The 13,136-nt window shown below is 45.4% G+C and carries 10 protein-coding genes; all 10 read right to left on the minus strand.

What is annotated here, in order from left to right; translation table 11 throughout:
* Positions 1 to 27: 27 nt before the first annotated feature.
* Entirely contained in the window at positions 28 to 1,392 is a 1,365-nt protein-coding gene (gene murD / locus SIN01_RS03915) for a UDP-N-acetylmuramoyl-L-alanine--D-glutamate ligase (RefSeq protein WP_047035388.1), read from the minus strand.
* Positions 1,389 to 2,366: a phospho-N-acetylmuramoyl-pentapeptide-transferase gene (gene mraY / locus SIN01_RS03920; protein ID WP_010025950.1), complete on the minus strand. Its 978-nt coding sequence runs from the start codon at positions 2,364 to 2,366 to the stop codon at positions 1,389 to 1,391. Before mraY ends, murD begins: the two co-directional genes overlap by 4 nt.
* A gap of 62 nt (positions 2,367 to 2,428) precedes the next feature.
* Positions 2,429 to 3,817: a UDP-N-acetylmuramoyl-tripeptide--D-alanyl-D-alanine ligase gene (locus SIN01_RS03925; RefSeq protein WP_010025951.1), complete on the minus strand. Its 1,389-nt coding sequence runs from the start codon at positions 3,815 to 3,817 to the stop codon at positions 2,429 to 2,431.
* Positions 3,818 to 3,851: 34 nt separating this feature from the next.
* A complete protein-coding gene (locus tag SIN01_RS03930; RefSeq protein WP_010025952.1) occupies positions 3,852 to 5,327 on the minus strand; it encodes a UDP-N-acetylmuramoyl-L-alanyl-D-glutamate--2,6-diaminopimelate ligase in 1,476 nt (491 codons plus the stop codon).
* A gap of 177 nt (positions 5,328 to 5,504) precedes the next feature.
* Positions 5,505 to 7,445 carry a stage V sporulation protein D gene (locus SIN01_RS03935; protein ID WP_010025953.1) on the minus strand — a complete coding sequence of 647 codons (1,941 nt, stop codon included), beginning with the start codon at positions 7,443 to 7,445 and terminating at the stop codon, positions 5,505 to 5,507.
* Positions 7,446 to 7,521: 76 nt separating this feature from the next.
* Positions 7,522 to 9,735 carry a PASTA domain-containing penicillin-binding protein gene (locus SIN01_RS03940; protein ID WP_010025954.1) on the minus strand — a complete coding sequence of 738 codons (2,214 nt, stop codon included), beginning with the start codon at positions 9,733 to 9,735 and terminating at the stop codon, positions 7,522 to 7,524.
* A gap of 14 nt (positions 9,736 to 9,749) precedes the next feature.
* Positions 9,750 to 10,106: a cell division protein FtsL gene (ftsL, locus tag SIN01_RS03945; RefSeq protein ID WP_010025955.1), complete on the minus strand. Its 357-nt coding sequence runs from the start codon at positions 10,104 to 10,106 to the stop codon at positions 9,750 to 9,752.
* Positions 10,103 to 11,059 (minus strand): 16S rRNA (cytosine(1402)-N(4))-methyltransferase RsmH, encoded by a 957-nt coding sequence (gene rsmH / locus SIN01_RS03950; protein WP_010025956.1) that lies wholly within the window; start codon positions 11,057 to 11,059, stop codon positions 10,103 to 10,105. The genes ftsL and rsmH overlap by 4 nt, the downstream gene beginning before the upstream one ends.
* Positions 11,060 to 11,104: 45 nt before the next feature.
* Positions 11,105 to 11,536, minus strand: coding sequence for a division/cell wall cluster transcriptional repressor MraZ (gene mraZ, locus SIN01_RS03955; protein WP_010025957.1), 432 nt, complete (start codon positions 11,534 to 11,536; stop codon positions 11,105 to 11,107).
* 400 nt (positions 11,537 to 11,936) lie between these two features.
* Positions 11,937 to 12,482, minus strand: a complete 546-nt coding sequence (locus SIN01_RS03960) for a hypothetical protein (RefSeq protein ID WP_047035385.1) — start codon at positions 12,480 to 12,482, stop codon at positions 11,937 to 11,939.
* Between the last annotated feature and the right edge of the window lie 654 nt (positions 12,483 to 13,136).

The following is a 13,136-nucleotide window of genomic DNA, read 5'->3' on the forward strand; positions in this document are numbered from 1 at the left end:
ACATCAAACCTTACCCGGCCTGTCCCCTTATCTAAACTTATTCACTTCTGCGATAAAAATGTCACCGCGTTGTTCAAAAGATTTGTATTGATCCCAGCTTGCACAAGCGGGTGAAAGTAAGATGACGTCGCCCGGTTGTGACAATGCGAATGCTTCCGGAACTGCCGCCTCAACATTTTCCACTTCTTTAATTACCGGTATCCTGGCTTTCAAACAGGCATCTTTCAATTTTTGTTGTGTTTCTCCAAACAAAAGAACTGCTTTAATCGGTGCTTTGACAAGATCGGGAACCAGAACATCAAAGCTATTCCCACGGTCAAGTCCTCCGGCAAGTAATACGATCTCTTTTTTCGGAAATGCATGCAGCGCTTGTGAAGTGGCAATACTGTTTGTTGCTTTTGAATCATTGTAGACCGTACGTCCCTGAACAACCCCGACATATTCCAGACGGTGACGCACGCCTTTAAAAGAGCGGAGGACATCAGCCATATGCTGAACCGAAACGCCATATACGCCCGCAACTGCTAGCGCAGCCAAAGCATTCATCAGGTTATGCTCTCCAGGAAGCCCCATCTCTTCCACTTTCATGATCGCCTGATCTTTGAAATAAATCGTTTCTTCTGAAACATAGGCACCATTTGCTACTTTTTGCTTTAGGGAAAAAGGTACTTTTTTTGCTTTTGTTTTCTCAGCGATGAACTGGACAACCCGCTTGCTGTCCGCATTATAAACCAGCGCGTCATCTGCAGTCTGATTGGCCGTAATCTGAGCTTTTGCTTTCGCGTAGTTTTCAACGGTTCCATGATAATCCAAATGATGGTCGAAGATATTCAAGACAACGGCAACATGTGGATGAAAATCTATCGTCCCTTGAAGCTGAAAACTGGAAAGTTCGGCGACAATCACATTTTTCTCGTTCGCCTTTTGAACAACCGAAGTCAAAGCTGTGCCGATATTTCCGGCAACAATCGGTTCATAGCTGGATCCTTTCATCATTTCGCCAATAAGCATTGTTGTTGTGGTTTTTCCGTTTGATCCGGTAATGCCAATAAATGGTGCATCGGCGAGTCGGCCAGCGATTTCAACTTCCGTCACCACGGGGATACCGAGCGTTTCTGCACGCTTAATCATTGGATTTGAATAAGGAATCCCTGGGTTTTTGATCATCAACGCCGTCGTATGATCAATGAGCTCTAATGGATGGCCGCCGCCAACAATTCGTACGCCCAGCTTGGCAAGATCCTTAGCATGCTCATTCTGGCTTAAGTCGCCGCGATCATTAACGGTCACATCGGCGCCAAGTTCCTTCATCAATTTAGCGGCAGCATATCCGCTTTTGGCTAAACCAAGCACAAGAACTTTTTTATTTGCGAATGTATTCAATGCTTTCAATTGATCATCCCCACCTTCAAATAGATTCCAATTACAGCAAGGGCCAGCCCAACCAGCCAGAATACCGTAACGACCTTCCATTCAGACCACCCGGTCAATTCAAAGTGATGATGAATCGGACTCATTTTGAAGATACGCCGCCCAGTTGTTTTAAATGAGATCACTTGTATAATGACAGACAATGTTTCAATCGCAAACACACCGCCAATAATAGCAAGAAGAATTTCTGTATTTGTCAAAATCGCCATACCGGCAAGTGCACCGCCGATAGCAAGCGATCCTGTATCGCCCATGAACACTCGAGCTGGGTGGGCATTAAAAATGAGAAAGCCCAGCAGAGCGCCTAGCATCACCATTGCAAAGACAGCAACACCAAGATCCATGGCATACCATGAAATGACGGCGTACGCAGCAAAAGCAATGATGGACAGCCCGGTAAGCAATCCGTCCATACCATCCGTCAAATTCGTTGCATTCGGAACACCGATCAACAGAAAAACAACAAATACCGGATAGAACCAAGAAAGATTGAGCATAACATTTGTACCTGGGAACGTTAGATACGTCGAATAATCATAGGAGGTGAAAATGAACCAGAAAATCAATGAAATAACAATCTGCGCAGCCATTTTCTGTTTCGAAGTCAGTCCCATATTTCGTTTCATGACAATCTTAATGAAATCATCAAGTAATCCAACAAGCCCGAATCCAAAGGTCACAAAGAGCAGCATGTAAGTTTCCGGTGTTGTTACATGGTATTTAAGACCCATAACCAGAATACCGATGAGCAGTCCAATCAAAAAAATAACACCGCCCATTGTTGGTGTTCCGCTCTTTTTTTGGTGACTCTGCGGCCCTTCCTCACGGATATACTGGCCAAAATGAAGTCTCCGCAGCATCGGGATAAAAAAAGGTGCAAAAACAAGGGTTACAAGAAAAGAGATCGATAAACCAAATAGTAATGTCAATGTCATAAATCCTTTCGCTCCTTTAAAATACGCGGCATACAATTATCTCGATCATATCAAATGATTCGTTAGTCTGCAGACTCTTCTGCCTGAAGATGACTGGAGAGTTGTTCAAGAGCCATCAGCCGCGACGCTTTAAACAACATAACAGTCTTCGCGTCCAGAAGCGATTGAAGGTATGGAAGTGCTTCTTCCTTCGTTTTATAGGCGCGAACCTCAACAGCAGGATCCTCACTTTGTTCATGTAAGCCTTCAGCAATCCAAGCCCCCTTGTCGCCAATGGTTACTACATGTGTTAATGGTGGCGTCAATTCTGCCGCGACGCCTTTATGCATGACTTTCTCATTTTTTCCAAGCTCATACATGTCGCCAAGCACAGCAACACGTCGATCAAATCCGGACATATTTTTCAATGTTTCAAGTGATGCCTTCATTGATGTCGGATTTGCGTTATAGCAATCGTTAATGAGCAAAGAACCGTTCAGTCCGTTTAGTCGTTCAAACCGCAAATGGGTCAGTTGCAAATGTGCGAGCCCATGACGAATGGTGTCAACGTCTGTGCCGATGACTCGAGCAGCGGCAAAGCTGAGTGCTGCGTTTTTCACATTATGCTTGCCGAGTACCGGCAGATCGAACGGATGCTTCTGTCCTCTCAGAGAGAATCGCATTCCGGTCGGTGACTCCTCGACATCCTCAATATGCCAATTATTATGATCGCCATAACCGCAACGCACAATCTGAAAAGCGTTGGTCTGAACAGGGGCAAGCAGCGGTTCATCACCGTCCAGGATCAGCGTTCCGTGTTTTTTCAAGCCATTCACGATTTCGAGTTTTGCCTTAGCAATGCCCGCACGGCTGCCAAGATATTCGATATGCGATTCACCAATATTTGTGATCAATGCAACATTCGGTTTGGCAATTTGGCTAAGAAAAGTCAGTTCGCCAAAATGGTTCATCCCCATTTCCAGTACGAGAACTTCTGTGTCCTCAGGCATCGCCAGAATTGTTAACGGAACGCCAATATGATTGTTCAAATTCCCTTGCGTTTTAAATGTCCGAAACGCTCCTCGAAGGATACTGTAGAGCATGTCCTTGGTAGTCGTTTTCCCATTGGATCCGGTAACCGCGATGACCTTTGGCTGCACTTGATTCAAATAACCCTTTGCCATATTCTGAAGTGCTTTTAACGTATCGTGAACGAGAAAGAGCGGAAAACTCGCAGGCAAATCCTGCGGCAGAGGCTCCCTTTCCATCCAAAGCGCTGCTGCAGCTCCATTTTCAATGGCCTTATTGATGAACTGGTGACCATTGAAATGATCACCGATTAAAGGCACAAAAAGGCTGTTTCGATGAGGCCTGCGGCTGTCTGTCATGATCGCCAAGCGACCGATCAAGTGATCAGCCGATCCAATTGACTGAATCGCCTGACCCCTGATTATATCGATACCAATGCTCATTGGTTACGCTCCCTTAATGCGAACAGTGCGTTCGTTAATTAGTTCTATTCATCCGTGCACGAATTGCTTTGCGTGCTTCTTCTCGATCATCAAAGTGATGTTTGGTTGTTCCGATGATCTGATAATCTTCATGCCCTTTCCCGGCGATCAACAGAATATCTCCGCTTTCCGCTTCATCCACCGCGTAGCGAATGGCTTCTCTGCGGTCGGGAATTTTTCGATAGTCCCGACCCGTTACGCCGGCTTCCATTTCCAGCAGAATTTGCTCGGGATCCTCGGTTCGCGGATTATCAGCAGTTAGAATGGCAAGATCGCTGTTATCTACAGCAATTTTTGCCATAATCGGTCTTTTGCCACGCTCACGATCACCGCCGCAGCCCGCAATGGTAATCACACGCTTTCGAGCAAATTCTTTGATCGTGCTTAGGGCATTTTCTAAGCTATCCGGGGTATGCGAGTAATCGACAATGACTGTGAAATCCTGACCGGCATCAACGGGTTCAAATCGCCCTGCAACGCCTTTAATCTGTTCCACCGTATGAATCATAGCTTCCAGAGCAATCCCTGAAACGGAACAAGCAGCAAGCGCCGCAAGCACATTATAGACACTGAATTTGCCGATCAGTTTCATTGAAACCGGGTAACTGTGCCCGGCGTTTTCCAGAACAAACTCCGTTCCCGATGGATTGATTTTGATTGCCTTCGCGCGAAAATCCGCGGAATGATTTATTCCGTAGGTAATCACATGTGAGGCAGTCATGTGTTTATAGACCTCTGATGCAGGATCATCCACATTCAGAACTGCAGCCTTTTTCTGTCCAGTACCGTAACAATTTCCAAGCTGCGAAAAAAGCAGACTCTTTGCATACATATAGTCTTTCATCGTTCCATGAAGATCCAAATGATCCTCAGTTAAATTCGTAAAAATACCTACATTAAAGGCGCAACCATGCAATCGGCCATCATAAAGCGCGTTCGAAGAAGCTTCCATAACGACCGAGGCGGCGCCTTCCGCCTTCATTTCCGCTAAATTCTGATGAATGAGATGCACTTCAGGTGTAGTATTCTGAACCGGAATCGATTTATTTTTATAATGCATACCCATTGTACCAATTAATCCGGTATTTATGCCGGCCGCTTCTTGAATTGCCTGCACAAGGTACGTAATTGTTGTCTTCCCGTTCGTTCCTGTAACGCCGAGCAGAAACAATTCATGACTCGGATGCCCATAAAAATAATCCGAGATCATTGCCAGTGCACGGTGCGTATCATTCACCCGAATCACCGGGATAGAAACATCAACAGCATCTTGAGCAACAATCGCTGATGCACCGCTCGCTTGCGCTTGTCGCGCGAAACGATGTCCGTCAATGTGATGACCTTTGATACAAAAGAATAGTGATCCTGGCTTTACCAATCTCGAATCAATCATAAGATCGTCAATCTCAGGGTTTCCTGCTCCTTCTTGTCTGAAAATGTCAAGTGCCTTCAGGCAATCGGAAAGTTTCATTATTTGACACGTCCCTCGTCATCTTAATGTAAAAGCGGTGTACCGCTTCAGCACGCGCCGAAGCAGCATTTTCACAAGGTTAATGCACGATCAAGATCAGGCACAGCCCCCCGCTTATTTATGTATGCTCGGGGAGCCGGCTTACGCGCACCGGCTCCCGAACGTCCATTGCTTATTTTAATCGTCTGCCTTCTTTTTGTCACCCAAGTACACCATTATTGTTGAACCTTGTTTGACCTTAATTCCTGGTTTCGGCGATTGCATGGTCACAACATCGCCATTACCTTTTGTTTCAAGTTTTAAGTTAAACAGGGCATTTCTCAAATCGTTTTTATCCATGCCCTTAAGATCCGGAATTTTAATCATCGGCTGATCCGGATAGCGCACTTCTTTTTGAAGACCGCCTTTTTGTTTCTTGACGCCCATCGCACTCAGACTGTCGCCGATAATTCGTCCGGCAATCGGTGCAGAGACGGTACCGCCAAATTGAACGGTATTTTTGGGATGGTCAATTGAGACATAAACAGCAATTTTCGGATTATTTGCCGGCGCGAAGCCCATAAAAGACACAATATAATCATTACTCAAGTAGCGCCCCGTTTTCGGATCTACTTTTTGTGCGGTACCCGTTTTTCCTCCCACACGATAACCTTGAACATACGCATTTCGACCGGTTCCTTGAGCAACGACACTTTCAAGCGTATCGCGCACCTGCTTTGACGTATTCTCAGAGATCACTCTTCGCTTCATGACGGGTTCAATTCGGTTGACGACCTTGCCGGTATCTGTGTCTACCCACGCTTTTGCTAGTTGCGGCTGATAGAGATAGCCGCCGTTGATTGCAGCGGATACCGCGGTAATTTGCTGAATCGGTGTAACCGAAACCCCTTGACCGAACGCTGTCGTTGCTGCTTCAAGCGGTCCGATCTTATCTTTGTTGAACAAGATTCCTTTCGCTTCGCCTTGAAGATCAATCCCAGTTTTGACGCCGAAGCCGAATTTATCAATATAAGAGAACAATTTGTCCTTTCCGATTCGTTCGCCCAAGGCGACAAAACCAGGGTTGCAGGAATTCTGAACGACTTCCAAAAATGATTCGGTGCCATGCCCGCCTTTCTTCCAACAGTGAAGATGTGCCCCGCCAACCTCAATAGAGCCTGAATCATGAAAATGATCTTTTTTAAGATCAACGGCTTTCTCCTGAAGTGCTGCTGAAAGCGTGATCACTTTAAATGTTGAGCCTGGTTCGTATGTTTTCCAAATTGGCAAGTTATGATTATACACGTCTGGTGAAACGGTCTTATAATTTTCAGGATTATAATCCGGTTTCGATGACATGCCGAGTATTGCACCGGTATTCGGATCCATAGCGATCGCCAAAGCACTATCCGGATGATAGGCAGCAACAGCATTGTTCAACTCGCGCTCCATAATGGATTGCACACGTGAATCAACGGTGAGCATTAGACTTTCACCGCTTTTGGGCGGAATGTACTCATCCTTGAGATCAGACATCCGATTTCCGTTCACGTCTGAGAAAAAGGCAACATGTCCGTCTTTGCCTTCCAAGCCTTCATTATAATACGATTCCAGTCCGGTAAGGCCTTGATTGTCAATGCCGGCAAATCCAAGTACATGGGCCAAAAAGTTTCCTTTTGGATAGTCCCGTTTAAAATCTTCAGCAACAAAGACGCCTGGAAGGCCAAGTGCTTTCACTTCGGCCGCCTTCTCATTTGAGATTTTTCTTCCCTCAGGGGTGATGCGGACAATGGACTCTTTTTTTGAGATTTTCTCATAGGCACGCTTCCTGCTCATATGCAGTACAGAGGAAAGCTGATCCGCTGTCTTATTCTTATCCTTGACTTGACGGGGGACAACCAAGACAGACGGACTGCTCACGTTAGTCGCCAGCACTTTGCCTCGAGTATCCAAGATTCGTCCACGTTCGGCCTCATAGGGAATTTCCCTGCTCCACGAATTCAGTGCGTAATTCATCAGCCAGTTATTTTCAAAGATCTGCAAATAAGCAAGTCTCGCAATAAAGATCGCAAAAGCAATCAATCCAAGCGCCAAAAAAAACAACAACCGTCTTTTGACGGTCACGTTCGAAATACGCACAGGTAAGCCTCCCTCCTATCTTCCTTGTCCTACCCATATGAGCAGTTCAAGAAAAATAGAACAAGCTTGCAATGATTTACGGTTTATCTGAGGTTCCCGAATCAGGAGCGGACGATGTTGACGGCGCATGTGATGCACCTTCCGACGAACTCTTTTTTTCGCCTGTCAAGGTGACGGTCAGCGTGCGTCCTACCTTCAATTCTGCACCTTTTGGAATACTTTGATCTGATACAAAGCCACTGCCCTTAGTCACGAGCTTGAGATCTTCCAAATCTGCCAGCTTCATGATATCGGCCATGGACCAACCGCTTAAATCAGGCATCTTCTTTTGCACATCGCCGGATAAGATGAATTTACTGCCGGCGTACACGCGTTCTCCCGGATAAGGCAGCTGATTTCGAATTGTTCCTGAGCCAATTTGAATCGGAACGATGCCTTCTGCCTTTAGCACATTCGCCGTTTCCTCCATACTTTGTCCAGTATAATCGGCCGCTTTGACAGACGAAAGTTTGGTCTTCTCCGTTGCCGTGCTTGCCTTTTTGTCTACTTGAAGATATTGAAGCGCACTGGTCATCACCGGGCGTACAATATCAGTCACCGGCTCAGGTCCCAGCTCGGTTGCTTTAAGCTGCGGTTGTTTAACTGCAACATACACGATCAACTTCGGGTCTTTTTCAGGTGCCATGCCTAGAAAAGAGTGGATGTAATTATTTTTACCATATAAATAGTTCCCGTTTACGGATATCTGCGCAGTTCCCGTTTTGCCAATAACGTCATATCCAGGAAGATCATAGTTCAAACCTGTCGCACTTGTGCCGTTGACGACATTTTTGTCTGTTACCACTTTACGCATCAGCGCTCGAGTCTGTTCCGCAGCCGAGGCAGAAATCGGATGACCAGTAACAACCGGCTTGTGCTGAAGCGCGGTCTTGTTCGTTTCCGGATTAACAACATGATCGACAATATAGGGACGCATCATTTTCCCGTTGTTCGCAACTGCAGTCGCCGCCTGCACGATCTGCATCGCTGTGAATGCTGAGGCTTGTCCAAATGAAGCCTCCAATTTATCCAGTCTCCAGCGCCAATTGACAACGCTTGAGCGCTCGCCAGGAAGATCAATGCCTGTTTTTTGCATAAACCCAAATTTATGCAAATAATCGCGCAGCTTGTCGGTTCCTAAATATTTATCGGTTAACACTGCCATCCCTACATTTGATGACAATTCAAAGCCTTGGTCAAACGTGATCGTTCCCCAGCCTTGACGCCGCCAATCATGAATCGTACCACCATCTGTTTTGTAGTCACCGGATGGATAAGTCGCCGAACCATTGTACACGCCAGCGTCAATAGCCGATGCTACCGTAAATGTTTTCATGACCGAACCAGGTTCGTAAGGAAGTTCGATCGGTGCATTGCTGAACTGCTTAATGTCGCGCTTATTCGGATTAAACGTCGGGTAACTGGACATTGCCAATATTTTCCCCGTTTTAGGATCAGCAACAATACCAATTATATTTTCCGGCTTGTATTTTTCCTGAACGCTGGACATCGTTTGATCCAAAACCGTTTGAATTCGTGAATTCAATGTCAAATAAACATTTTTGCCGGGAACGGACTTTGTCATTTTCTGTTTTTCATCCGGAATGGGAACACCGGTAAGGCTACGGTAATAACGAACAGATCCATCTTTTTCCGTTAAAAAGTTGTCCAGTGATTGTTCAATGCCGAACACACCTTTTTGCTGATTATTTTCCGAGTTCATTTGCGTAAAACCGAGTGTGTAGGCAGCACTCGACTGATTCGGATAATAGCGTTTCGATTCAGTAATATAGCCGATACCCGGAAGCTTTAATTGGTCAATTGCTTGCTTTGTCTTATAGCTCAGCATCTTGCCCTTAGCTCCGAATTCTACCTGATAAACATTCTTATTGAGCCTTTGTAGAATATCCGAGACCTTCATTCCTAAGATCGGTGCCAGCTTCTCTGCTGTTTTTTGCTTATTCTTCACATAGTTATCGCTTTTCGGATTCAAAATCGCATACAACGTGTAAGCAGGAACATCTTCAGCAAGGATTCGTCCGTTCGAAGAATAAATGGTTCCTCTTTTTTCATCAACAACCTTATACTGAGACCACTGTTTTTCACCGAGTTGTAAAAGATTATGGTGATCAATTTCTTTCCCCTGAGCGATGTAAACGAAGCGCCCAATAATGACAAAAAAAGCCAGCATGAAAATCGTGCCGACTATCCCTGTCCAAAAGCTTATTAATCTTCTTTTGCTTTGATTCATTGGAGCAAACCACCTTAAGGAAGTACTTTGACGTTTTCAATATCCAGCTTTAACCCAAGTTCCTTCTCCGCAAAGTGAACAATTCGTTCCGGCGAGCTTAAGCTGTCCGATTCTGCTTTCAATTGCTGGGTCACTTTTGCCTGTTCATCAATTTTTGATTGGAGAGAAGCAACATCTTTGGATGCGATGTACAGTTTCGCTTGATTCGCAACGAGCAGCAGTGCCATGACAAAGATCATGATGCCGGCCATCGCCCACAGCGCTTTCTCACCCTTAGTCACGCGCCGCGTAATGACAACTTGCCCTTGGCGCGGTGCCGCTTCAACATAGTCCTGTCTTTGTACTTTATACGCTTGCTGACTGAGATTCATTGCTCCTCATCCTCCTCAATAGATCTGATTTTTTCGGCAACTCTTAGCTTCGCGGAATGTGATCGACGATTTTCTAAAACTTCCTTCTGTGAAGGTATAATCGGTTTTCTGCTCACTTTTTTCAGGACCGGTAAAAAGGTTTTCGGTACAACAGGCAACCCAGGCGGCAATTCCGGCGGATCACTGTATTTTTTGAAAAACTGTTTGCATAGCTTGTCCTCAAGTGATTGAAACGTGATTACCGCAATTCTCCCGCCAATTTTCACCATGCGGAGCGACTGAGTCAAGGCTTCATCGAAGCTTCCCAACTCATCATTGACGGCAATGCGCAAGGCTTGAAAGACACGTTTTGCCGGGTGGCCTCCTTTTCTGCGTGCCGGTGCGGGAATCGCTTCTTTAATTAATTCCGTCAGCTGCTCGGTTGTCTCAATCGGGTGCTGCATGCGTGCTTTCTCAATTTTTCGTGCAATTGCTTTTGAGAACCGCTCTTCCCCATACATGAAGAAAATCCGGGACAATCGCTCAAATGGCCATTCATTGACAATAACTGCCGCCGTTAAGGGTTGCGATCGATCCATGCGCATATCAAGCGGACCGTTGTGCTGATAGCTGAAACCACGATTTGCGTGGTCAAATTGCGGTGAGGACACACCTAGATCAAACAGTATGCCGTCTACTTCCAACACGCCATGCTGATGAAGTTCTTGCTCTAAATGTCTAAAGTTCGATTTGATAAACGTGATTTTTTCTGCGAAGGGCTTCAAACGTTCGGAGGCAGCTTGAAGTGCCTCATCGTCTTGATCAAATGCGTAGAGGCGGCCTTGATCAAGCTGCGAAGCTATCGCTTCACTGTGTCCGCCGCCGCCAAGCGTACAATCCACATAAATTCCATTTGGATTCACATTCAGTTCTTTAACCGCTTCATTCTTCAATACTGTTCTATGTTCAAACACTGCTACCGACTCCTATCTCAAAGAACACAAGCAGTCCAGTTGCCCTTAGAGGTCCAAATCTAGCAAGCTCTCCGAGATGTCATTGAAGGATTCTTCAGATTGTGCAAAATAGCGGCTCCACATTTCTTGATCCCAAATCTCAAGACGCGTCGATACACCGATAACCACACAATCTTTCACTAATTTCGCATAATCACGGAGACTGTTGCCGATTGATACCCGACCCTGCTTGTCCAACGCGCATTCACTGGCCCCCGAAAAAAAGAAACGCGTGAATGCACGTGCATCTTTTTTTGTAAAAGGAAGTGCCTTAAGTTTTTCTTCTATTCTGTGCCATTCATTCATTGGATAAACAAAAAGACACTGATCAAGCCCACGGGTGATGACGAAAGAGTCCCCTAGTTCATCGCGAAATTTTGCTGGAATGATGAGACGGCCTTTTGTGTCTATGTTGTGATTGAATTCTCCCATAAACAATAGAGCCGCCCCCTCTTTTGTTTTTACTTTACCACATTCCCCCACTTTCCACCACTTTATTTTTTATATTCGCTTAATTAGGGATGTAATCCTTCCCAGATTTGAAAAACCTGGTTTGTCCGGCCCTTACTTCCGCAGGACGCGGTGTCTTTCGCGTTGTGCATAGGGCATGACCACGGGTGATCCAGAGTCGTTCCTCAGGGTGCGCATTTATGTGTCTGTCCCTAATTTATTGAGAAATAGCCCGATCTCAACCAGCACAGCTTAATATGTATAAAAAAAGATCAGGTTTAACAAGAAACCCGATCTTAACGCTTGTGCACGTGCCCAACATCATGCATCGATTACGCCGCACCAGAGGTCCAAAACCATCAGCTTGATGCTTCACTGAGGCACTCTTTCAAGATTCTTTAATCGCTGGAATTTCTTTTCTTGCCTGATCAACAACTTTGAATACGTTAAGCAGTGATTCGTAATTTTGTTTCATAATCGTATAATCATCTTTTAACTGCTGATAGGCCGATTCCAGCTGCTGCTTTTCGCGAAGTAGATTTTCCTCTTCCTCAGAATCACCATCACTTGACTGTTCCTTTAAATCAGTAAGAAAACGAATCAATTGATCGATTTCTGATTCAGAGATGTGCCGCTTCTGTTCCAGTTTTTCGGCAAACTGATCCTTAGGCAGCCGAGCTTCTAGGTCTCCCTTTTTCTTCTTTTTTTTGCGCGCTTTGCGGATGGCTTTTGCTTCCTGCAATTCTTGGTCATATAACTTGCGAATCGATGAATTCCAACGAAAGCCGCAGGCTGCCGGCGTACGAGAGAGTATGCTTCCGGCCTCGGCGAATCCGGCAAGTTGTGTGCTGCCTTCTTTAATATGGCGCAGAATGACTTCTGCAAGTTTGACATCTTCTGCATGCATCCACGCGTCTTGTCTTATCGATGGCATTCTCTTCCCTCTTTTCTCTTAAATCTTGTTTGAGCTGTGCTCTTGTTTTATACCTTATGCTGTTGATAGGATCGGTAGAAGAAAACCAGCATTTTTCTTTTGAGAAAAGAGATAAGAAAAACCGGGCAAAATACGCCCGGTCCTTACTTCGCCTTCCATTCGGACTTTGATTCATCACCTTGTGTACGAACGACACTCCAGCTGCTCGCTGGCACGCATCAACAAGGTGCGATCCCGCAGGCGCCAGCGCATCTAAATGAGGGATTCTTGGACATTTTTGAGCTTATAAAAAACGATCCTCATCCATCTCACTTTTTTCATTAAGCATTCTGGTCCTAATTAAGTAACTCGTGAAATAAGCGGAGATTTTTCGTTTATCTGCAGAATGGGGCGTGTTTCGGGGTTATATAAGGGGAGGTTTTCCGGTTATGCAAAGCAGAATCCCCCATTTTCACGTTTTTAACGTTGATAAGGGGAATCTCTCCGTCTATTCAAGCCATTTTTTATGTTATTTTTTTATTAAGGGGAATTTTTCCGTCTATTTATCGGATTGGGCGCTTAACCTGATCCACCAACCGATAAATGCGGATCCTCTTGATCTCAGATGTTCTTTTCCTGTAAGAAAAACCGGGCTATGCCTAGTCCTGCGGTGAC

It is taken from the genome of Sporolactobacillus inulinus, from assembly GCF_006539285.1.
Taxonomy (GTDB): Bacteria; Bacillota; Bacilli; order Bacillales; family Sporolactobacillaceae; genus Sporolactobacillus; species Sporolactobacillus inulinus.